This is a genomic window from Selenomonas sputigena, assembly GCF_026015965.1.
GTDB lineage: Bacteria > Bacillota > Negativicutes > Selenomonadales > Selenomonadaceae > Selenomonas.
Window position 1 is genome coordinate 350558 of the sequence record NZ_CP110383.1, and the last position, 23401, is coordinate 373958.

Annotated in this window: 17 protein-coding genes and 1 pseudogene; 13 read left to right on the forward strand and 5 right to left on the reverse strand. The window is 59.0% G+C overall.

The window, feature by feature from the left end; translation table 11 throughout:
• Positions 1 to 32: 32 nt before the first annotated feature.
• From OL236_RS01650 to OL236_RS01665, 4 genes are all read right to left on the reverse strand, one after another.
• Positions 33 to 1724, reverse strand: coding sequence for a methyl-accepting chemotaxis protein (locus OL236_RS01650; RefSeq protein ID WP_265071093.1), 1692 nt, complete (start codon positions 1722 to 1724; stop codon positions 33 to 35).
• Between the two features lie 252 nt (positions 1725 to 1976).
• Positions 1977 to 2771, reverse strand: a complete 795-nt coding sequence (locus tag OL236_RS01655; RefSeq protein ID WP_265071094.1) for an ABC transporter ATP-binding protein — start codon at positions 2769 to 2771, stop codon at positions 1977 to 1979.
• Positions 2771 to 3652, reverse strand: a complete 882-nt coding sequence (locus OL236_RS01660) for an ABC transporter permease (protein WP_265071095.1) — start codon at positions 3650 to 3652, stop codon at positions 2771 to 2773. Before OL236_RS01660 ends, OL236_RS01655 begins: the two co-directional genes overlap by 1 nt.
• A gap of 86 nt (positions 3653 to 3738) precedes the next feature.
• A complete protein-coding gene (locus OL236_RS01665; protein ID WP_265071096.1) occupies positions 3739 to 4725 on the reverse strand; it encodes an ABC transporter substrate-binding protein in 987 nt (328 codons plus the stop codon).
• A gap of 255 nt (positions 4726 to 4980) precedes the next feature.
• On the opposite strand from OL236_RS01665, the gene OL236_RS12455 reads away from it, so the two are divergent.
• From OL236_RS12455 to OL236_RS01735, 13 genes and pseudogenes are all read left to right on the forward strand, one after another.
• On the forward strand, positions 4981 to 6477 hold the full coding sequence (locus tag OL236_RS12455; protein ID WP_320109803.1) for a PAS domain-containing protein: 1497 nt from the start codon (positions 4981 to 4983) through the stop codon (positions 6475 to 6477).
• 200 nt (positions 6478 to 6677) lie between these two features.
• Positions 6678 to 7466 carry an amino acid ABC transporter substrate-binding protein gene (locus OL236_RS01680; RefSeq protein WP_313972255.1) on the forward strand — a complete coding sequence of 263 codons (789 nt, stop codon included), beginning with the start codon at positions 6678 to 6680 and terminating at the stop codon, positions 7464 to 7466.
• 134 nt (positions 7467 to 7600) lie between these two features.
• A complete protein-coding gene (locus tag OL236_RS01685) occupies positions 7601 to 8479 on the forward strand; it encodes a transposase (protein ID WP_265071097.1) in 879 nt (292 codons plus the stop codon).
• Positions 8480 to 8565: 86 nt separating this feature from the next.
• Positions 8566 to 9363 (forward strand): diaminopimelate epimerase, encoded by a 798-nt coding sequence (locus OL236_RS01690; RefSeq protein ID WP_265071098.1) that lies wholly within the window; start codon positions 8566 to 8568, stop codon positions 9361 to 9363.
• Positions 9364 to 9816: 453 nt separating this feature from the next.
• Positions 9817 to 10272 (forward strand): MarR family winged helix-turn-helix transcriptional regulator, encoded by a 456-nt coding sequence (locus OL236_RS01695; protein WP_265071099.1) that lies wholly within the window; start codon positions 9817 to 9819, stop codon positions 10270 to 10272.
• Between the two features lie 31 nt (positions 10273 to 10303).
• Positions 10304 to 11380: an efflux RND transporter periplasmic adaptor subunit gene (locus OL236_RS01700; protein ID WP_265071100.1), complete on the forward strand. Its 1077-nt coding sequence runs from the start codon at positions 10304 to 10306 to the stop codon at positions 11378 to 11380.
• Positions 11377 to 14424, forward strand: a complete 3048-nt coding sequence (locus tag OL236_RS01705; protein WP_265071101.1) for an efflux RND transporter permease subunit — start codon at positions 11377 to 11379, stop codon at positions 14422 to 14424. Before OL236_RS01700 ends, OL236_RS01705 begins: the two co-directional genes overlap by 4 nt.
• Before the next feature lie 128 nt (positions 14425 to 14552).
• Complete coding sequence (locus OL236_RS01710) at positions 14553 to 16499, forward strand: GGDEF domain-containing protein (protein WP_265071102.1); 1947 nt, start codon at positions 14553 to 14555, stop codon at positions 16497 to 16499.
• Positions 16500 to 16682: 183 nt separating this feature from the next.
• Entirely contained in the window at positions 16683 to 16958 is a 276-nt protein-coding gene (locus tag OL236_RS01715; protein ID WP_265071103.1) for a YhdT family protein, read from the forward strand.
• Entirely contained in the window at positions 16955 to 18439 is a 1485-nt protein-coding gene (panF, locus tag OL236_RS01720) for a sodium/pantothenate symporter (RefSeq protein WP_265071104.1), read from the forward strand. Before OL236_RS01715 ends, panF begins: the two co-directional genes overlap by 4 nt.
• Positions 18440 to 18490: 51 nt before the next feature.
• Positions 18491 to 19654: an exonuclease SbcCD subunit D gene (locus OL236_RS01725; RefSeq protein WP_265071105.1), complete on the forward strand. Its 1164-nt coding sequence runs from the start codon at positions 18491 to 18493 to the stop codon at positions 19652 to 19654.
• Positions 19651 to 22725, forward strand: coding sequence for an AAA family ATPase (locus tag OL236_RS01730; RefSeq protein ID WP_265071106.1), 3075 nt, complete (start codon positions 19651 to 19653; stop codon positions 22723 to 22725). The genes OL236_RS01725 and OL236_RS01730 overlap by 4 nt, the downstream gene beginning before the upstream one ends.
• Before the next feature lie 125 nt (positions 22726 to 22850).
• Positions 22851 to 22988 (forward strand): annotated as a pseudogene (locus OL236_RS01735) (IS3 family transposase); the annotation flags it as partial.
• A gap of 133 nt (positions 22989 to 23121) precedes the next feature.
• Here OL236_RS01735 and OL236_RS01740 read toward each other — a convergent pair.
• Positions 23122 to 23397 (reverse strand): helix-turn-helix domain-containing protein, encoded by a 276-nt coding sequence (locus OL236_RS01740; RefSeq protein WP_265071107.1) that lies wholly within the window; start codon positions 23395 to 23397, stop codon positions 23122 to 23124.
• Positions 23398 to 23401 lie beyond the last annotated feature (4 nt).

Genomic DNA, 23401 nt, shown 5'->3' on the forward strand with positions numbered 1-23401 from the left:
CCCCTGCACTGCCACTTTTACCTCATTTAGAATTACAACTGGAACTTCTGCACTTCTTCTTGAAGTCTTTGTGCGAGTTCAGCAAGCGTCTGGCTGGCGTGCGCCATTTCCTGCATGGCGGCCGCCTGCTCCTCGGTGGCGGCGGAAATCGTCTGTGTATCTTCCTGCGATTTGTTGCTGATCTCCTGCACCTGGTTCATGGCGGCGATCATCTCGCTGCTCGTTCGGCTTACTGCCTGTACGGCATCAACGGCGGTGCGGATCGTCTGTTCGAGTTCGCCGAACTGGTTGGCGATATTGTCGAAGGCTGCTCCCGAAGCATTGACGGCATCGGTGCCTCTCTGGACATTTTCGTTTCCAGCCTGTATGGAATCGACGGCTTTTGTCGTGTCCTGCTGGATGGCGGTGATGCGTTCGGTGATGTCCTGCGTGGCGATGCCCGATTGCTCGGCGAGTTTTCGCACTTCTTCGGCGACGACGGCGAAGCCTTTGCCGGCCTCGCCGGCACGCGCCGCTTCGATGGCGGCGTTGAGGGCGAGGAGGTTCGTTTGCTCCGCGATGTCGGAGATGGTTTCGACGATGGTACCGATCTCGTCGGAACGCTTGCCCAGCGTATCGACGATTGCCGCCGAAGACTGCACTTGTTCGGCGATGGCTTTGATTTCGGTGATGGCATGACGGACTTTTTCCTGCCCGTCTACGGTCACTTCTTGACTCTTCTGGGCGAGATTCTGCATGGAAGCCGCGCTCTTTCGCAGCAGATCGATGGTCTCGCCCATCGCATGAGCCTGCTCTGTCAGATTGCCTATCGTATCGGCAGAGGCAGCAGCTCCCGCTGCCATGTTAGTGGCATTTTCCGCTACCTGCGTGACGGACTGCGTCGTCTGGCTTGCACTGGCGGTCAGTTCCTCTGAAGAGGCGGCGACGGATTCAGAGGAAGAGGCGACATTTTTGATGACGCTCTTCAAACGAGCCTTCATGCCGTTTGCGCTGTGCGCGAGCGTGCCGAGTTCATCGCTGCGATCTTCTGGAAGGTTGGCGACGCGAAGGTTTCCGTTTGCAATTTGGCTCAAGGTATCGGCGAGCGTGAGCAGGGGGCGGATCGCTTTGCCGATGATGATGTATGACAGGAAGCTCAGGAGTCCTGACAAGACGAGGACAGCGATGACGCTGGCGAGCATGAAGGAGTGGCGTACATCGTCCATGTCCGACGTGCGCACGTCGATACCGATGAATGCCATGCCGATGTTTTTCCCCGCGGCGTCTTTCAGGGGGAGATAGGCGCTCATGTAATCCTTGCCGAGAATCGTTGTACGTCCTTCATAGGCCGCGCCGTTTCTCAGCACAGTGTTGATGATCTGGTCATCAGCCTTCGTGCCAATATTGCGTGAGCCGTTTTGGTCTTTGACATTCGTCGAAATGCGCGTGTCGCCGGCAAAGAATGTAACGAAGCCGTGACAGCTGCTACCGAATCGGTCGACGATCTCCGTATCCTCGTTCATATTATGGTCGCCTTTGTAAAGAATGCCGTCTCGGACTTCCCAATCCCCCGGATAAAGGGAATCCATGTTGTCGACCATGATGCGTAGATTCGATGCTGCCTGTACCTGCAGCGAGGTGTCGAAGCCTGCGTTCGCACTGAACCACCCGATCAAAGCCATGACGATGCAGGCGATGATGAGACAGATGTTGAACGCAAGTACGCTTTTTGTTTGCAGTTTCATTACAAAGCCTCCTTTGTGTTTTTGAATATAAACCTAAATAAACTATATTACATATATTGACATCTATGATGTCCTCTACAAGTTACATAATGTCTTTCTATATTTTAATTTTTAATCCTTGAGATAAAAGTCTTGTTTAAACATTAAAATATAAAAAGAAGATCTATATATGAGTCCATGGAAACTCGTATACAGATCTTCTGTCAAATTGTAGGGAAAGGTTCATTCTGTTATTCTGCAACGAAATGTTTTTCACGACAGCAGCAGACTGTCATTCGCCATTTCGTTGCCCGCCGCTTTTTCAAAGAGCGCGAGCAGGTCGCGCACGGTCAGGCGCGATTTTTCTTCGCCTTTGACGTCGACGAGGATGTTTCCTTCGTGCATCATGATGAGGCGGTTGCCGAGGCGAAGGGCGTCCTTCATGTTGTGCGTGATCATGAGCGTCGTGAGCTTGCGTTTTTCTACGATGGATTTTGTGATGTCGAGAACTTTTTCCGCCGTCTTGGGGTCGAGCGCCGCCGTGTGCTCGTCGAGGAGTAGGAGCTTAGGCTCGGCCATCGTTGCCATGAGAAGCGTCAGGGCTTGGCGCTGACCACCCGAGAGAAGGCCGACCTTGGATTCGAGACGATCTTCGAGGCCGAGGTCGAGTCCCGCCAGAAGCTCGCGGAAGCGTTCGCGCTGCGCTTTGGAGAAGCTCCAGCGAAGACGCGGTGCATTGCCGCGGCGTGCGGCGATGGCGAGGTTCTCTTCAATCATCATGCCCGCTGCCGTGCCCATCATGGGGTCTTGGAAGACTCGTCCGATGTACTTGGCACGCTTGTGCTCGGGCCATTTCGTGATGTCTGTGCCCGCGATGACGATGCTGCCCGCATCGACACGGAAGGTGCCGGCGATGGAGTTCATCAGCGTCGACTTTCCCGCGCCGTTGCCGCCGATGACGGTCACGAAGTCGCCGGGCGAAAGGTGCAGCGTGACGCCTCGGAGCGCGTACTTTTCTGTGATTGTGCCGGGATTGAAGGTCTTGGCGACGTTTTGAAGTTTGAGCATCAGCGAGAGCCTCCTTTCGCGCGGCGGATGCGCGCCTGGATAAGAGGCAGGGACAGCGCGAGCGCGACGAGCGCCGCCGTGAAGAGCTTGAGGTCGTTGGGCGGCATGCCGAGTTCGAGGACGATGGCGATAACGGCGCGGTAGACGATGGAGCCGCCGATGACGGAGAGAAGGCAGTTTTTGAAGCTGCGCGTGCCGAAGAGCACCTCGCCGATGATGACGGAGGCGAGACCGATGACGATCGTGCCGACGCCCATGCCGACGTCCGCAAAGCCGTTCGACTGCGCGACGAGCGCTCCCGAGATGGCGACAAGACCGTTTGAGAGCAGAAGGCCGAGGATGATCGTCATGTCGGTATTGACGCCGTTCGCACGGATCATGTGCGGATTGTCTCCCGTCGCACGAATCGCCGCGCCGAGTTCCGTACCGAAGAAGTAGTAGCACGCGACGCTGATCACGACGACGACGAGAAAGCCCATGGCGAGCACGGCGACTTCGCGCGTGAGGCCGAAGCTCTGTGCCTGCGTGAAGATCGTCTCTGTATTGAGGAGCGGCAGGTTCGCCTTGCCCATGATGCGAAGATTCACGGAGTAGAGCGCGATCATCGTGAGGATGCCGGCGAGAAGCGCGGGGATCTTGAGCTTCGTCGTCAGAAGTCCCGTGATGACGCCTGAGATCATGCCCGCGACGAAGGCCGCGAAGATGGCGAGAAGCGGTGTGACGCCGGCGGCAAGGAGGCTCGCTGCCGTCGCCGCGCCCAGAGGGAAGCTGCCCTCGACGGTGAGGTCAGCGATGTCGAGGACGCGGAAGGTCAGGTAGACGCCGATGGCGAGGAGCGCCCAAAGGAGTCCTTGGGAAATCGTTGGTATGATGAGATCCATAGAGAGAAATTCTCCTTTTTGAAAAAGCAGCCGCAAGGAATTGCTTGCGGCTGTTTCTTGGTTTTGATCGGGGACAGGAGCTGCAATTATTCGAAAATCTGCGCATCCTTCAAGATGTCGGCAGGAATCTGGATGCCGAGCGTTTCCGCGTTCTTCTTGTTGATGCTGACTTTGAGTTCCTTCGCCATCTCGATCGGCATGTCAGCGGGCTTCTTCTTGCCTTCGAGGATGTCGGCGGCCATGTGACCCGTCTGCACGCCGAGCTTGTAGTAGTCAATGCCGTAGGTCGCAAGCGCCCCCGCCTTGACCCAGTTGTCCTCGCTGCAGAACACGGGCTTCTTCGCTGGATTCGTGATGGAAAGAAGTGTCGGGACGGCGGAGGCCATGATGTTGTCCGTCGGCTCGAAGAAGGCGTCGACGTCGCCGACGAGGCTGTTCGCCGCCTGCTGGATGTCATTGACGGTCGAGATCGTCGCCGTGCGCACCTTCAGCCCACGGCTCTCGGCGTACTCGGCAATCGCCTTCGCCTGCACCTCGGAGTTGACTTCGCTTGAGCAGTAGATGATGCCGATGGTCTTGACCTCGGGGCAGATCTTCAGCATGAGGTCGACCTGCTCCTTGATGGGACTCATGTCGCTCGTTCCCGTGACATTGCCGCCGGGCTTCTCGTTCGAGGCGGCGAGCTTCGCGCCGACGTAGTCCGTGATCGCCGTGCCGACGATGGGAATGTCGTGCGTCGCGTTCGCCATGCTCTGTGCGGCGGGCGTCGCGATCGCACAGACGAGATTCATCTTCGCGTTGACGAAGCGCTGCGCGATGTTCTGCAAGTTCGATTGATCGGCCTGCGCGTTCTGGCGGTCGATGGAGATGTTCTTTCCTTCCTCGAAGCCGCGCTCCTTGAGTCCGTCGGCGAATCCCTTGTTCGCCGCATCGAGCGCATTGTGCTCGACGAGCTGCACGACGCCGATCTTCACGTCCTTTGTGGCGCTTTGGCCGCAGCCTACGAAACCGAGGCTCGCTGTGAGAAGAGAAGCGCCGAGGATGAGCGCCTTGAATTTTTTGGAAATGTGCATGAGGATTCCGCCTTTCTTCTGTGTGGGAAACGCATCTGAAGCCGCGTCGCCGAACAGTTCTTGATGAAGATTCCGGATGGATTCATGTAGAAAATATTGACGCAATATGGATATTATACATGTTTACAGAAAGAAATGCCATAGCTCTATGAAAATCAGGACGAAGCTTCTGGTTGACAATTTCTGTTAAACGCTATATTCTAGTACTTATAGAGAAGGTATGACCGGTGAATAGTATCATTGGAGGAGATTTTGATGTTTGGCATGAAAAAGGCTGCAGCCGCCCCGAATGACGGGCAGAATCTGGCGGCAGCCATTCAGAGGGTTGCACAGGGGCATGAGAAGAATCAGCTTTTCTCCAAGGCAGATTCGCGCGAGCCGTGGGCGGACGCGTTCAATGCGCTCATCGACAAGGTGAACGAGGAGATCGAGTACCAGAAGTTCCGCATCCGCACGATCAATGATGCCGTCCATTCGGGGCTTTGGTATATGAAGATCAATGCGGACTTCAGCATCGCCTATGCCATCTGGTCCGACGAGTTCCGCCGCATGGTCGGCTTCCGTGACGAGAACGACTTCCCCAATACGGTGGAATCTTGGAGTTCGCGCCTGCATCCTGACGATGTGGACGGAACGCTTTCCGCCTTCACGCAGTGCATCAAAGATCTGAGCGGCAATACGCCGTACGATGTCGACTACCGCATGAAGGTGCATGACGGCAGTTACAAGTGGTTTCATGCCTCGGGCAACGTCGTGCGCAGCCAGAGCGGACATCCCGAAGAGATCATCGGCGTCTTCGTCGACATCGACGAGGAGGTCAAGAACAAGGAATATCTCGACTACACTTTGAAGCGCTACGAGGCGATCGACAGCATCCTGGCGGAAGGCTCGTGGAACATGAAGGTCGTCGGCGACGATCCGACGAATCCGAACAATGAGTTCTGGTGGTCGGATCGTTTCCGCCACCTCCTGGGCTTCTCCAATACGACGGACTTTCCGAACAAGCTGAACTCGTGGGCCGATCGCCTGCATCCTGAGGACAAGGCGCGCACCTTGCAGGCGTTTCAAGCGCATATCATGGATCGCAGCGGCAGGACGCCGTTCGACCTTGAGTATCGCTTGAAGACGAAGACGGGCGAATATCTGTGGTTTCACGCCGTGGGCAAGACGATCCGAAAGCCCGACGGCACGCCCGTCCTAGTCGCCGGCGCCATCGAGGACATCACGTTGCTGAAGACCGGCAAGGAACAGTTCTACAAGGAATTCGGCTCAAGGATGGAAGGGCTTTATCAATCAATCGAGACGATCACGACGCGCGTGAACGAGACGGCGGAGCGCACGACCGAGATCACCGGCGTACAGGAGGAAATCACGCGGGCGGCAGAGGATACGCGCACGCAGACCGAGAACACGCTGAAGATGACGGAGCTCATCATGAACATCTCGAAGCAGACGAACCTCCTCGCGCTCAACGCCTCGATCGAGGCGGCACGCGCGGGTGATGCGGGCAGGGGTTTCTCCGTCGTCGCTGAAGAGGTGCGAAAGCTTGCTGACAGCAGTCAGGAGGCTGTCGGCAAGATTGTCGAGGCTCTCGGCTCGATGGAGAAGGCCTCGGCCAATATCGAGGAGAAGATCAAGACGATCAACCTCTTGATTGAAAGGCAAGCGGAGGGGATGAAGGAAATCCATACGTCTGTGGTACAGGCGAAGGAAGTATCGGGCGACATTGAGAAATTGACGAAGAGTATGTAAGAAAGCACTGGATTTATCCGTGCTTTTCTAGGCAGAAGCCTAGGAAACGCCGCGAAGGAGCAGGAAATTGTGCTCCTTCGCGGCGTTTTTGTGCATCAAAGAGCCGAAAATTATGACGAGATTCCCCCTTGGCAAATTCTCTTTGTCCATGTATAATATCACTATGATAATACTTTAACGAAGAAAAGGAGTGCTTTGTTTTGAAGAAAATTTTATTCGTCTGTTTATCCCTCATGCTCGCGGCAGGCTTTATGGCGGGCTGCGGCGGACAGAAGGCGGCAAACGACGCGCCGAAGAAGATCGTCATCGGTCTGGACGACAACTTCCCGCCGATGGGCTTCCTCGACGAGAAGAACGAGATCACGGGCTTCGACGTGGAATTGGCGAAAGAGGCGGCGAAGCGCCTCGGCACGGAGGTCGAGTTCAAGGGCATCGACTGGGCAAGCAAGGAGGCTGAGATTCAGAGTGGTCGCATCGACGCGCTGTGGAATGGCTTGGAAATCACGGAGGAGCGCAAGAAGAATCTGCTCTTTTCCGAGCCGTACATGAACGATCAGCAGGTGATCTTCAAGCGTGCGGACGACGCTTCGATCACGAAGGAAGACGACCTTAAGAACAAGATCGTCGCGACGCAGAGCGCCTCGGGCACGGCAGAGGACTATGTGGATGGTCACAAAGATGTTACGGGCTACAAGGACGTCAAGAAGTACGCGGATTATTTGTCGGCGTTCATGGATCTCGAGAACGGCCGCGTCGACGCGATCGTCTGCGACGAGATCATCGGCCGCTTCTACATGTCGAAGCACCCCGACAAGATTGCCGCGCTCGACGGTCACGTCGGTCCCGTGACGCAGTTCGGTGTCGCTTATCGCAAGGATGATACGGCGCTCAAGGAGAAGATGCAGAAGGTTCTCGACGAGATGCGCGCCGACGGCACGATGGCGAAGATCTCGGAGAAGTGGTTCGGCAAGGACATCACGAAGTTGTAGTTTTGAAGGCTGTGCGCGAGCTTGGGGCTTGTGCACAGCCTTGCTGTATTTCGTGTTTTTTTATTGAGCGAGTACAGATCTCGTGATAAAATATAGAATAAAGAAAGGATATTTTTTGACATGGAGAGAGCTGTATGGCGCGGGTGAAGAGAACGTACAAGGATTCGCTTTTTTGCGATATATTCCGCCGCAAAGATTATTTGCAGGATGTATATCGCGGGCTTTTTGGGCGAGATGTTTCCTTGCAGGAAATACAGCTCATGACGCTGCAGGGGACATTCTTCAACGACGAGAAGAATGATGTGAGTTTCTTGGCGGGTAAGCGGCAAATTGTTTTGATGGAGCACCAGAGTACTTTGAACGAGAATATGCCCTTGCGTATGTTTTGGTATATGGCGAAGCTTTATCGGAAGCAAGTGCCGAAGGATGCACCGTATCGAACGCGACGTCTCCAGTTGCCGGCACCATGCTTCTATGTATTCTACAATGGTCTTGATCCAGCGCCGGATGAATGGGAAATGCGTCTGTCGGAGGCTTTCGGAGGAGAGTGCTCCTCGTTGGAACTTTGCGTCAAGGCATATAACATTAATGAAATGTCGGGCAGCAGACTTCTTGAAAAGAGTCGTGCGCTCAAGGGGTATAGCGTTTTCGTGGCGCAAATCCGACGAAAAACGGCGGCGGGAGTATGTTTGGAGGGGGCTGTTAAGCAGGCAATCCGCTATTGTATCGAGCAGAATCTTTTGGCGGAATATTTTCTTGAGCGTGAGATGGAGGAGGTTTTTGACATGGTGAGCTTCAAGTGGGATCCTGAATTGGCAAAGCGTGTCCAGCTTCAGGAAGCACAAGAGATCGGCATGGAAAAGGGCATGGAAAAGGGCATGGAAAAGGGTGTGACGGAGATCGTGCTCAACATGCTGAAGAAGAAAAAATGGTCATTGCAGGATATTTCTGAAGTCTCGCAATGGCCGTTGGACAAGATTGAGAATCTTGGAAAGATGCATCAGCTTTTGTGAATTCGTTGTCGATGGTGTTGTGCGCTTTTTGCCTGCGCTGTGGAAACAGCAAGCAAAAGGCGCATTTCTCGTAGGAGATATAGTTTATGGAGCTGGATTTCATCAAGCTGAGTCCGCTGGGAAATACGACGGTATTTTTGCGCGGGGAGGCTGCACCGGAGGCGCGTGCCGCGCTCCTCGCTGAGGCGATGGATTACGATCATCTGGCGGCGGAGCAGGCGGGTTTCCTCGTTGCGCCGCATTCCGAGGAGGCGCTTTTTCGCATTGAGATGTCGGGCGGCGAGTTCTGCGGCAATGCGACGCTTTCAGCGGCGGCTCTGGCGGCATCTGAAGGTGCTGAGTCCCCCTTTTTTGTCGAGTGCTCGGGTGCACCCGAACCGCTTCGGGCAGAGGCGCATCCGCTCGGCTCGGGACGCTGGCTGGCGCGTGCCGAGATGCCGCAGGCGCATGAGGTGCGGCGTATTTCTCTTGACGGATTTTCGTTTGGGGGCGCGGCGATATGTGTATCGCTTCCAGGCATCGTGCATCTCGTCGTCGAAGCCGCAGACCTTTCGGCGGCGGATTACGACGAACTGCTTGCCCGTCTGATGTGCGAGACGGACGCCGATGCTTACGGAGTCGTGCCGTTTGAGCGCTTGGGACGCGATCACTTTCGCATCCGTCCCTACGTCGCCGTGCCGAGCGCTAAAAGCCACGTCTTTGAGCGTGCCTGCGGTTCGGGAAGTCTGGCACTTGCGCTTGCCGAAGGAGGCGAGCGTGGGCGCATCGTCGTCGAGCAGCCGGGCGGCACGCTCTTCGTTGAGACGGGCAAGCGTTTCTTCCTCGAAGGCGAGGTGCTCATTTCCTGCCGCGGTACGGTGGAACTGGGAAACGTGGGGCTGTGAGATGGCGGAGGTTCGTGAGGTGGGTTGCGCCAAATGGTTTGACGTGTATCGTATCGTGTCGTATAATAAAAAGAGAAGAGGTGCTACTGGTAAACGGTCAGCCCCTACTCTTGGTTGAGAGAAGAATTCCCCGCCTAAGTTGTGAGCCTGAGGCGGGGAATTCTTATTTTGCTTTTAACGCAACGATGCAGATCGTTACGAGGAAAACCAACGATAAAAAATCGTACAGATCCATAAGCAACGCCCCCCTCTCAGGGGCTAAGAATCGACCGCCTACCGTTTTCGTAGTACCAATTGTATTATAGCATGGAAAGATGGCGTTTGGATATATAGTGCACCGATTTATTGAAATATAAAGAAAATGTTGATATAATCAACTAAGAGAAAATCTGTACGTCATGGATGTGAGCTTGCTGCTGTTGCATTTGGTCGTGTATTGAGAGGGGGATCTTGGTGGAAAATTTGCAGGTGGCGCGTTGTTTTTCCATTTTGGACGGACGTTCGCGCAGCTATGTGTTGGAAGCATGTCGTCCTTTGCAGCTTACGTATTCGGAGTACGTCCTGCTTCTGCGCCTTTTTGACTGCGAGGGGGCGAGTCAGGAGGATTTGTCGCGTGCTCTGCAGACGGACAAGTCCGCCGTGGCGCGCACGCTCAAGCTTTTGGAACAGAAGGGCTTCATCTGTCGCGAGAAGGACGCGGAGGATCGCCGCATCAAGCGCATCCGTCTGACGGAGTACGGACGCATGCAGCATCCGTTCCTGCTGTCCGTGATGAATTCGTGGGTTAATTATCTGATCGATCCGTTGTCGCCGCAGGATGTCTCCTGTGTGGAGCGCAACTTCCAGATTTTGGCGGAACGCTCGTCGAAGGCGGATTTTCGAGAGCTCATTGGAAAGACGGCGCGGTGAAACCCGCAGGAAGCTGAGAGGGGGAAACGATGTGAGATATGGGGCATGCAGTATTCTGGCGCTCCTTTTGGCGGGGCTGCTCGTCAGTGCCGCAGGCTGCGGCGATGCGCCGCCCGAGAAGGCGAAGCCGCCGTTGGTGCGCACCGAGCGCGTCGAGACGAATGAGGCGGCGCACGCGGTCAACTATGCGGGCAGTGTGCGCGGCCGCTACGAGAAGAATCTGGCATTCCAGGTAGGCGGCCGCGTCATCGCGCGTGCGGTCAACGTCGGCGACCGCGTGGAAGCGGGAGCGCCGCTCCTGCGCCTCGACGCCTCCGACATCGTGCAGAGGTCGAGGCAGGCCGACGCCGCAGTCGATGCAGCGAAGGCGCAGCTCGACCTCGCGGCGGCAAATGCAGCGCGCTACCGCGAGCTTTACGCGGCCGAGGCCGTGCCCGCCGCCGTGCTCGACCAGTACGAGACTGCCTATGGGGCGGCGGCGGCGAGCTATCGGCAGGCGCTCGCCCAAGCGGCAGAGGGGCACAATGCCGTTTCCTATACGGAGCTTCTTGCCGATGCGCCCGGCGTGATTTCTGCCGTGGCAGCAGAGTCGGGACAGGTTGTCGCCGCAGGACAGACGGTCGTGACACTCGTCGAGTCGGGCGATCTTGAGGTCGAGATCGCTGTGCCCGAAGATCGTCTCGCCGATGTGCCGCCGGGCAAGGAAGTCGCCGTATCCTTCTGGGCGCTCGGCGCAGGCGTCGTTTCCGGCACGGTGCGCGAGGTCGCGCCGATGGCGGACGCCGTCTCGCGTACCTACCGCGTGCGCGTCTCTGTGCCCGCACCGCCGGCCGGCATGGCGCTCGGCATGACGGCGAATGTGGCTGTGGGACGGATGCCGACGGCAGCCGTGCGCCTGCCGCTCGCCGCCATCTACCAGACGGGCGGCAAACCTTCGGTCTGGCTCGTCGGCGCGGACAACAAGGTGTTCTTGCAGGAAGTTGCGGTCGACGGCTATGACGGCAACGACGTGCTCGTCCGGGGACTTCCCGACGATGCGCTCGTCGTGACGGCGGGCGTCCACAAACTGCGCGAGGGCGACGAAGTGCGGACGGGGGATGCGCCATGAGGAATCTTACGGAAATCTCCCTCAAGCACAAGGGGCTCGTATGGTATTTCATTCTCGTCGTCTTTATCGGCGGCATTTTTTCCTACGGCAAGCTCGGCAGGATGGAAGATCCTGACTTCACGATCCGCCAGATGGTCGTGTCCGTCGCCTGGCCGGGTGCGACAGCGCAGCAGATGGAAGAGCAGGTCACGGACAAGCTGGAGAAGAAGCTGCAGGATGTGCCGGGACTCAAGGAGCTCAAGAGCTATTCGCGCGAGGGACAGGCGGTCATCTATGTGACGCTGGACGACGCTGTGGCGAAGGAGGATATTCGTCCGACGTGGCGCGACGCACGCAATCTCTGCGAGGATGAGAAGCGCAGCCTGCCCACAGGTGTTTACGGCCCTTATTATAACGACCGCTTCGACGATGTATTTGGCTCGGTCTACGCCGTAACGGGCGACGGCTGGTCCTACGAGGAGATGCGCGAGCAGGCGGAAAAGACGCGCCGCGCCCTGCTTGCGGTCGAAAATGTGCAGAAGGTCGAATTGATCGGCGTGCAGCCGGAGAAGATTTACGTCGAGGCCGCGCGCGAGCGTCTCGCGGAGCTTGGCATACCGCCCGATGCGATTCTTTCTGCCATCCGTACGCAGGAAGAGATGACGCCGGCGGGCATGATCGAGACGCAGACGGACAACGTCTACGTGCGCGTCTCGGGCGCTTTCGACGACCTTGAGGCGATCCGCGCCCTGCCGATCGCCGCCGGCGGGCGCACCTTCCGACTCGGCGACGTCGCGAGCGTCACGCGCCGCTATGCCGAGCCGGCCGAGCCGAAGATGTACTTCAATGGCGAGCCTGCCGTGGGCATCGCCGTTTCCATGCGCCCGGGCGGTAACATCCTGACGCTCGGCAAGGATTTGCAGAAGAAAATCGCCGCGCTCAAGGACGATCTGCCGCTCGGCTTGGAAATCCATCAGGTCTCCGACCAGCCGCAGGTCGTCGCAGAATCCATCGATGATTTCGTCGACACGCTCAGAGAAGCCGTCATCATCGTGCTCGCCGTGAGCTTTCTGACGCTCGGCCTTCGCACGGGGTTCGTCGTCGCCTGCTGCATCCCGCTCGTACTGACGGGCGTCTTCCTCTTCATGTACGGTGCGGGCATCGACCTGCAGAAGGTGTCTTTAGGCGCGCTCATCATCTCCCTTGGGCTTCTGGTTGACGATGAGATCATCGCCGTCGAGATGATGAGCGTCAAGCTTGAAGAGGGGCTTGACCGCTTCAGCGCCGCCTCGCACGCCTTCCGTGCGACGGCTCTGCCCATGCTGACGGGCACGCTCATCACATGCGCGGGCTTCATCCCCGTCGCTTTCTCGAAGGGCATGGCGGCGGAGTTCTGCGCCTCGCTCTTTCCCGTCATAGCCGCCGCGCTGCTGCTCTCTTGGATCGTCTCCGTCATGGTCGCCCCGCTCCTCGGCTACCACATCATCCGCATTGAGCCGAAGCGCGATGAAAAGGGCGAAGCCTTGCTCCATCAAGGCCGATTCTATCGCGTGTTTCGCCGCGTGCTGGAGGCATTTTTAGCACATCGCCGTCTCGTGCTCGGCGTGACGGCGCTCGTCTTCGCTGCATCCATCGCGCTTTTGGGCGCTTGCCGGCAGGACTTCTTCCCGCCGTCTTTGCGGCCTGAGATCATCGTCGAGATGCACCTTGCCGAAGGCTCTTCCATGAAGAACACGGACGGCGAGGCGAAGCGCTTTGCTGCTTTCCTCGACGGCCTTGCGGACGAGTACAGGAACTATTCCGTCTATGTGGGCGAAGGTGCGCCGCGCTTCGTGCTGACCTTTGAACCCGTCTTGGCTGCGGACAATTATGCGCAGTTCGTCATCGTCGCGAACGACAAGGAGTCACGCGAGGATTTGACGGCGAAGATCCGCACGGAGCTTTCCGAAAACTTCCCGAACGTGCGTGCAAATCTCAAGTTCATCCAGACGGGGCCGCCTGCAGCGTACCCCATCATGCTGCGCGTCGAGGGAGAAGACAAGGAAAAAGTCATGTCGCTTGCCAATGAGGTTGCCGACCTCGTGGCGAGCGATGCGAACACGCGCGACGTGAACCTCGACTGGCAGGAAAAGAGCAAGGTTCTGCACCTCGCGCTCGATCAAGACAAGCTCAAGGCGCTCGGACTTTCGACGCAGATGGTGCAGCAGATGCTCTACACGGAACTGGCGGGAGTGAAAGCGGCGGAACTCTACGAGGGCGACCGCACGGTGGACATCGTGCTGCGGCTCAGGGAGGAGGCGAGGGACGATCTCTCGCGCCTCGAAGAATTGCCGATCTACCTGCCGCAGGCAGGCTATGTGCCGCTTGCGCAGGTGGCGAAGATTTCCTATGACGCGGAAAACGGCATCATCTGGCGGCGCGACTTGAAGCCCGCCGTGACCGTACGCGCCGACATCATCGCGGGCACGCCGACGGATGCGGCGAAAAAAGCGTACGCGGCGACGAAGGAACTGCGCGAGAATCTTCCCGCAGGATATGCCATCGAGCCGGACGGAAGCCTTGCAGACAGCGAGGATTCGATGAAATATCTTCTTGTGCCCGTGCCCGCCATGATCTTCCTCATCATGACGCTCTTGATCTTCCAAGTGCGCGAAGGCCGCGCCATGCTCATCACACTCTTGACCGCTCCTTTGGGCATCATCGGCGTCGCCTGCGGCATGTTCCTCACGGGCGAGCCGATCGGCTTCGTCGCCGACCTCGGCATCCTCGCGCTCTCGGGCATGATTATCCGCAACTCGGTCATCCTCATCGACCAGATTCAGAAGCATATCAAGGCGGGCGAGTCGCCGTGGCAGGCGGTCATCGACTCGGCTGTTCTGCGCTTTCGTCCCATCATGCTGACGGCTGCTGCTGCGATCCTCGGCATGATTCCGCTGATGACGAGTTCTTTCTGGGGACCGATGGCGGTGGCGATAGCGAGCGGGCTTTCCGTGGCGACGGTATTGACGCTGCTCGTGCTGCCCGTCATGTACGTCACTGTCTATCGAGTGAAGCGGGAGACTTGAAAAGAAAAAATACGATCTCCAACTCTGGACTTTTGTACTAATATGTGATATATTATGGCAAAAGGGTCTTGTGTCTTGCAGGAATGACGGACGGAAGGCTTTCGTAGTCGGCAGTGAGAGGGCGGTGCATGGCAATGTTGGGGAAAAGAGGGTGCAGAGCGGCGCATGACTTTCTGCGCATTCTTGCGCTCGCAGCTGTTCTCTTCGTCCTCGCCGCCTCCTTGCCGAAGGCCTTGCCTGCAGTCGCCGCGCATGGACTTTCCTTGGATTCCCATGAGATGGCAGGCTTTTCCCTGCAGCATTCTGCTAAAGAGGAAGCTGAGCCTACGGAACTGCACTATTGGCAGAGCGCGAACCTTCCGGACGAGGGAGAAATGCAGGAACTTCTGCAGGAGGCGCAGAATGGTGCCGAAGGATGGCAGTGTGTGACTTATCCCGCACAGCCGCTCCTTTCGAGCGAGACGCGCTATGTCTATCTGACAACGAGTCTGCCCGAAGAGGGGTACAGCGGCACGGGTTTGTTCTTCAAGACGACGAACCAGTCGGTTCGTCTGTGGCTCGATGGCAAGCTCCTTTACGAATACGGTTCGATGGAGGACGGTGACTACAGCTACGGCACGCGCTGGCATCTCGTTCCTCTGCCGGAAGGCTATGCGGGGAAGACACTGACCGTCGGAATGCATTCTTTCAGCACGGTCGATCTCGGCCGCTTCGACCACCTGTGTCTGCGCGACATGCGTGCGAGCGTGGCGGAGCTTTTCTTCGCCGATCTGCCCTTCGTCTTCGGACTTTCTTTGATCTTCATGATGGGGGCGATCGTCGCCATCTATAGCTGCACCTTGCGCCGCAACCGAGGCGCCTACGTCTTTCTGCTGCTGTTCTTCCTCGTCTACGGCGCCTGGATGGTCAGCGTGATGAACGCGCGGTATTTCCTTTTCGATTCGCCGCGCTTCTGGTGGTTCGTGCAGCTTACAGCAGTGTATGGCATAGCGATCCTGGCTTTTCAGTTTCTCGCGGGCTTCCTGCCCGCCGCGCAGCGCCGCACGATGCGCCTTTTGTCCGTACCCTTTGTGCTCCTCTTGGCTGCGTCCGCTCTCGGCGAAATCTTCGTCGCACGCGGCAGTTTCTTCACCTGCATGAACTTTTACTATCCGCTGGCGGCCATCTTTACGCCGTGGGCGAGCCTCTTGCTCTGGCGCGAAGCGAAGCGCGGCAACGAATACTGCCGCACGGCGCTCGTGCCGCTCCTCGCGATTGCGCCGCTCGGGCTTTTCGACGGACTTTGGTTTCAGTACCATCTGTTTGCGTGGGACACGTACATCACGCCTTTCGCGTTGCTGTCCTTCGTCGTCTTCGTCCTGAGCACGATTCGCATGCGCATTCGCGACGAGGTGCGCAGCGAAGCGGTGCAGAAGTCTCTGGAGAATGAAATTGTCGAGGCGAAGGAAAAAGCGCAGATCGATCCCTTGACGCGCTGCTTCAACCGCTACAAGTTCAACGATACGTTCCCCGAATGGGTGAAGGTGGCGCAGAATACAGACGGACATCTCGCGTTCATGATCCTCGACATCGACTTTTTTAAGCGCGTGAATGACGACTATGGACACGATGAGGGGGATCATGTGCTGCGCTCCTTTGCCGGGGTTCTGCACACTTCGCTCGACCGTCGTCACCTTCTGGTTCGCTGGGGCGGTGAGGAATTCGTCATTCTCTGCCTGCACTATTCACTGAAAGAGGCGGAAACCTTCGCCAATCATCTGCGCGAGCGGATCGCACAGGCGCCGATCTGCAACTACCGTCCCATCCAGTGCAGCATCGGCGTTTCGCGCTGGCATGGCGTGCAGAAGGACACGATGGAGGCGCTCTTGAAGCGTGCGGACGATGCGCTCTATCGGGCGAAGCAGGAAGGGCGCAACTGCGTGCGCATCGAGCAGATGGAAAGCCCGTCGCCCGATGGCGAGAGGTCAGAATGTGCGGAAGGCTCTCTGCTCGACAGCGAGAAGACGGAAGGCACCGAGCGTCCGAGGATTGCTGGCGAGCGTGCGGAGTGCGCCGAAAGCGTGCCTGCACATTGAGCAGGAAAACAAGAGTTACATGGAGAAATAACAGGGGTCGGCTGTATGCCGCGAAGGTTCGCAAAAAGCGTCTTCGCGCTGCAGGCGGCTCCTGTTTGCTGTTTTGGGCAGACGCCGATCAGACGGGGATTCCCGCTGATACATTCGGGGAGGAGACTCCCGAGGAGAAAGGAAAATCATACAATGACAAGAAAAGAGAAGTACCACCAGGTAAGGCGCGAGGCCATAGCCACAGGACTGGCACTCGCCGCGCTCATCGTCTACTGGCTCTTCGCCGGCTTCGGCACGGCGCAGTTCCTCGACGGCAGCATCCGCATCGCGGGACTGCCGCTCTGGGTCGTCCTCGGCACATTCGGCACATGGGCGATGGCGCTCGTCATCGTCACCCTCTTGCTGTGCTTCGTCTTCCGCGACATGCCGCTCGATGACGAGGAGAGGCGGAAGGGGGGCGAGGCATGATGGAAAAGCTCTCGCTCCTACTGCCGCTCCTCGCTTTCATGGGGCTGATGCTCGCCGTCAGCTTCGCCGTGCGCGTGCGCAGGGAAAAGGAGGGCGCGGGCTTCGTCTCGCAGTACTTCATCGGCAACCGTGCGATCGGCGGCTTCGTGCTCGCCATGACGACGGTCGCGACGTACAGTTCCGTCAGCTCGTTTGTCGGCGGGCCGGGCATGGCTTGGAAGGTCGGCTTCGGTTGGATCTACATGGCGGTCGTGCAGGTCACGGCGATCTTCCTCGTACTTGGCATCTTCGGCAAGCGCGTCGCGCTCCTCTCGCGCCGCCTTGACGCCGTGACCATCGTTGACATCATCCGCGCACGCTTCGGCTCCGATGCGCTCGCGAACCTTTCCGCATTCGTCATCGTGCTGTTCTTTCTCGGCACGATGACGGCGCAGTTCGTCGGCGGTGCGAAGCTCTTCGAGGCGGTCACGGGCTACAGCTATTTCACGGGACTCGTGCTTTTCGGCGCCGTCGTCGTCCTCTACACGGCGATCGGCGGCTTCCGCGCCGTCGCCTTGACCGACACGCTGTGCGCCGTCATGATGATGGTCGGCATCGTGCTGCTCTTTTACTTCGTGCTTGAGGCGGGCGGTGGTTACTGGGCGATCCTGGAGACGATCGAGCGCGAGCATCCGGCGATGCTCACGCCTCTGTCCGCCGGCGACATGCCGCTCGGCCTCTACTTCACGCAGTGGCTGCTCGTCGGCATCTGCACGATTGCGCTGCCGCAGTCCGTCGTGCGCGGCATCAGCTACCGCGACACGCGCGGACTGCATCAGGCGATGCTCATCGGCACGTTCGTCATCGGTTTCATGAACATCGGCATCAACTTCACGGGCATCCTCGCGCACGGCGTTCTGACGGGTCCCGTGACGGACTACGGCACGGTCGACAACATCATTCCGCAGGCAATCGCACGCTCGATGCCGCCCGAACTCGCGAGCATCGCCATCATCGGCCCTCTGGCGGCGTCGATCTCGACGATCTCAGGGCTTCTGATCGTCGCTTCGTCGGCGATCATCAAGGACGTCTACATGCACGAGAAAATGAAGAAGGGGCGCGTCCCCTCGATGAGCCGCCTGCGCCTCCTGTCCATGACCTCGACCGTCATCATCGGTGCGCTCGTCTTCTTCCTTGCGGCCTCGCCGCCGAATCTCATCTGGCTCATCAACATGTTCGCCTTTGGCGGACTCGAAACGGCATTTCTCTGGGTCATGCTCTTTGGCCTCTACTGGCGGCGTGCCAACAAGGCGGGCGCTATGCTCTCGATGGCGGGCGGCACCGTCGTCTACTGCGCGGCGCAGGCGCTGAAGATCCATGTATTCGGACTGCATCCCATCGTACTGGGGCTTTCGTCTTCGCTCGCCTTCTTCCTGCTTGGCACATATCTGGGCAAGCCGACCGCCGCGGAAAGGCTTCGCGTGTTCTTCCCCGACAAATAAATCCGCTTTGCGGCCATCTCGCGCCGCCTTCGTATGAAAGGAAGGTTTCCCATGCGCTTCATCCATACCGCCGATTGGCACCTCGGGCGGCTCTTCTTCGGCCGCCATCTGACGGACGATCAGGCGCACGTCCTCGACGAGCTTGTGCATCTCGCGAGGGACGCACGCGCCGAGGCTGTCGTCATCGCGGGTGACGTCTATGATCGCGCCGTGCCGCCCGTCGAGGCGGTCGAACTCTTCGATGAGGTGCTCTCGCGCCTTTTGCTCGAAGAAAAGCTCAAGGTGCTCTACATCGCGGGCAACCATGACAGCGCTGCGCGCCTCGGCTTCGGCAGCCGCCTCCTTGCAGGGGGCGGCGTTTTTGTCGCAGGGCAGCTGCTGGCGGATGCCGCGCCCGTCATCTTGGACGACGCGCACGGCAAGGTTGCCTTTTCGCTCCTGCCCTACATGGAACCGGCGACGGTGCGCTTCGCTTACGGCGAGGCGGCGGAAGATCTCGCGGGCTTCGACGAGGCGACTTCGTTCGCCGTCGCACGCGCGGCGGCGCTCGTGCCCGAGGGCTGCCGCAGCGTCGCCGTCGCTCACGCCTTCATCGCGGGCGGCGCATCGTCCGAGTCGGAGCGTCCTCTTTCCGTCGGCGGCTCGGACTGCGTGAGTCCCGCGTGCTTCGCGCCTTTTTCCTATACGGCGCTCGGGCATCTGCACGCGCCGCAGCAGGCGGGGGCGGCGAACATCCGCTACGCAGGCTCGCTCATGAAGTATTCGTTCAGCGAAGCGGGTCAGAGGAAGGGCGCGACCATCGTCGACCTCACCGCCGACGGCTCTGTGACGATCGAGGAAGCCGCGCTCGCTGCGCCGCACGACCTCCAAGTCGTGCGCGGCACGCTTCAGGAAATCCTCGAAGACCGCGATCGCTTCCCGAAGAGCGAGGACTATACGGCCATCGAGCTTATGGACAAGGGGCCAGTGCTCGACGCGCACGGCAAGCTCAGCCGCATCTATCCGAATGTCCTGCAGGTCACGCGCCCGGGACTCATGGAGCAGGCGGGCGCTCTGCGCGAGCAGGGCAGGAAGAAGCTGGAGCGTCCCGACGACGTGCTCTTCGGCGAGTTCTTCGCCGACATGACGGGCGAGATGCTCGATGAGGTGCAGAAGAAGGAGCTTTTTGATGTGCTCGAAGAGCTGCTGCGCGAGGAAAGGGAGGCGAAGATATGAGACCGCTGCGATTGACCATGGAGGCGTTCGGCTCGTATGGGAAGAAGACTGTCGTCGATTTCACGGAACTCGGCGAGAGGAGCTTTTTTCTCATTCACGGCCGTACGGGATCGGGCAAGACGACGCTGCTCGACGCCATCTGCTTCGCCTTCTACGGCGAGGCGAGCATGGCGGGGCGCACGGGCACGATGATGCGCACGGACGAAGCGCCGCGCGAGGCGAGGACGAGCGTCGACTTCGTCTTTGCTTTGGGAACGCAGAAGTACCACATCTGCCGCACGCCGTCCTATGAGCGCATGAAGAAGGACGGCACGGGGCTGACGCCGGTGCAGGCGTCGGCGATGCTCTGGCAGGTTGAGGAAGGAGAAGCAGCGGAAAATGAGGAGCGCGTGCTCGCACAGCGTCCGTCGTCGGTGACGCAGAAGATGACGGAGCTTCTGGGTTTCGGCCCTGCCGAGTTCCGCCAGGTCGTCCTCCTGCCGCAGGGCGCGTTCCGCGACCTTTTGACGGCGAAGGTGGACGAGCGCGAGGCGCTCCTCGCGATGCTCTTCAAGACGGAGCGCTACCGCAGATTGGAGGAACTCTTCAAAAGCCGCGCCAAGGCGATGGAAGCGCGAAGAGCGGAAATCAAGGCGCAGGAAGGGGCGCTCCTCGCGGGCGGCGCGGCAGATTCGCTCGACGCGCACCGAGCGGCGAGCGAGGAGAAGGAAAAGGCGCTCGCCGTCCTCGAAAAGCAGGCGGCGGCGCTGCAGGAAAAGCAGGAAGCGGCGCAGCGTGCCGAGCAGAAGGGCATCCGTGCGGCGGAAATCCTGACGCGCTGGGAGAAGGCGCGAAAGATGCTCGCCGACCATGAGGAGAAGCGCGGCTCTGTCGAGCGCTACCGCGCACAGCTCGAAGAGGCGCAGCGTGCGGCACAGATCGAAGACGTGGCGGCGGGCGCGGCGCGTGACCGCGAGAAGGCGAAGGAGCGCGAGGCTGAGTGCGCGGCGCAGGAGAAGCGGCGCGAGAAGGCGGCGCATGAGCTGAAGCGTGCCGAAGACGCGCTGATGCGCGAGAAGGCGCGGGAAGGCGAGCTGGAAGAGGGCAAGGCGAAGGTGCGCAAGCTCGAAGAATACGGCGCGTGCGCGATTGACTTGGCAAAGGCGCGGGCGCGTGCGAAGAGCCGCGAAGAGGCGGCGCATGAGGCGGCAGAGAAGGCGGCGCAGGCGAAGGCGGCGCAGGAAAAGCTCGCCGCTGAACTTCTCGCGCTCGGCACGCGCGAGAAAGAGCTTGCCGAGCGTGCGGCAAAGGCCGAAGGGCTTTCCCTTGCGCTCGCGCAGAAGGAAAAGGAGCGCGAGGCGCGGCAGAATCTTGCCGCATTGAAGAAGCGTGCAGCAAAGGCGCAGGAAGCCGCCGAGAGCGCAGGCGAAAAGGCGCGGGCGGCGCGAGAAGAGCACGAGATGAAGCGCAGGAATCAGCGCGCCTTGGAGCATGTCTACATGGAAGGCCAGGCGGCGCTCCTCGCACGCAGTCTGGAAGACGGCAAGGCCTGCCCCGTCTGTGGCTCGACCGCGCATCCGCATCCGACGGTGAGCAAAGACGATGTGCCCGAAAAGGCGGATGTGGAGCGTGCGCGAAGCGAGACGGAAAAGGCGGAGAAGGCGCGCGAGAAGGCGGAAAAGGCGCAGACGGCAGCAGAAGCCGACCTCGCCGCCGTGCGCGGCGAGTTGGCGGCGGCGCAGAAGTCGCTGACGCAGACGACGGAGGACGAGGGAAGCCTCGCTGCCGCCATCGCCTCTTTGCAGGCCGAGGTCAAGGCGGCCGGGCAGGCGGCAGCGGCGCAGAAGGAGGCCGCCGCCGAGCGCGAGGCACTGTCCGCAAGGCTCGTGCAGGTGGAAGCCGCAGAAAAGGAGGCGGCGAAGGGCGCGGAAGCAGCCAATGCCGAGGCCGCACAGGCGGCGGGAGCATTGCAGGAAAAGAGCGCATCTCTGCCCGAAGCATACCGCGAGCCGAAGGCGGTCGAGATGGCGCTCGCGGCGGCAAGGCGTGGCGTCGCAGAGAGGGAGAAGGCGCTGGCCTCAGCGCAGGACGCTTTCTCCGGTGCAGGGAAAGAGCTTGCCGCAGCCAAGGCCGCAGCCGAGGCGGCAAAGACAGCGGCGGCACTCGCGCAGGAAGAAGCGCGAAAGAGCGCGGCGCTTCTCACCGAGCGCTTGAAGAGCGCGGGATTCTCGGACGAAGCGGCATTTCGCGCCGTGCTCACAGGACACTTCGCGACAGCAGAAGGCCGCAAGGAAGTCTCCGACCGCATCCGCGCCTACGAGGACAAGCGAACGGCTTTCGCCGAGGCAGAAAAAAAAGCCGCCGAGGAGGCGGCCGGCATCGCTCCACCCGACCTCGCCAAGCTCAAAGCGGCGCGGGAGGAAGCGGCTGCCGCGTGGACGGCAGGCACGCGCGAAGCCGCAGCACTGGCACAGGAGCTGAAGGAGCGCAGGTCGCGCGAGGAGCAGCTGCAAAAGCTCGCTCTTGAAGCGGCCTCGCTTGAAGCCGCCTACCATACGACGGGCAGGCTCGCGGAAGTCGCCGCTGGGCAGAATCCTCACCGCATGCATTTCCAGACATACGTCTTGCGCTCCATTCTCGCCGATGTGGCGGATGCCGCGAACATGCGCCTCCTGCGCATGACGCACGGGCAGTACCGCTTGGAGCGCAAAGAAGGTGTCGCCGACATGCGCAGGAGCGCGGGACTTGATCTTGAAATCTTCGATGAGAACACGGGCTACGCACGCCCCATGGCGACGCTCTCGGGCGGCGAATCCTTCCTCGCCGCCCTCGCCCTTGCGCTTGGCCTCGCCGACGTCGTCACCAACTACGCCGGCGGCATCCGCCTCGACACCATCTTCATCGACGAAGGCTTCGGCACTCTCGACGCCGAAACCCTCGACCTCGCCATAAAAACTCTCATGGACCTCCAAAAAGGCGGCCGCCTCGTCGGCATCATCTCCCATGTGGAGGAACTAAAAAACCGCATCGATGTGCGGCTTGAAGTAGAAAAGGGTGAGGACGGGAGCACGGCGAGGTTTGTCGTGGGGTAGATGAGGCGGCAAAGAAGTATGGGGTGTGCGGTAGAGATTCGTTCATAGGTGCAGAAGAGGCGTGCTGTTGTGATAAACTAAAATTGTAACAGAAGTGTCTAAAGAAAAACATCGAATGAAAGGAGATTTATTTTCACGAGTATCACGATGAGGAATCTCTCTATCGCGCCGTTGAGTATTTTGCCTATACCACGTACAACCATGTACGTCCGCATTCTTATAACGGTTACCGTACGCCATTCGAAGCAAGGTATTCGTCATAAGTTTATTGGACACTTATGTTACAAAAATGCTTGATCACAACAGCCCCCCGTTTGACGGGTGGTCATGATTTGCATAAATTCCTCGAATAGCATCCGTCAGACATCTCATCTTCCTGCATTCATGTGAGACTGATTAAAGGGTTGCTACTTGAAGTTTCAACCCTAGTGGCTGCATGAGTTTCAGCAGTGTGTCGATTTTTGGTGTGGTTTTAAAGGATTCGATGCGTGCGACAGAGGACTGCGGCAAGCCGCAGCGTTCTGCAAGCATTCGTTGGCTGATGCCGAGGGCAGTGCGACGTTCAATCATAGAAGATACGATGGCTGCAATCTCCTCGATTTCCTCCATGTTGCGACGACTTTCTGCGTCGATGGATTTTACATGATTCTTGTAATCTTCCCATGTCTTCATTGCG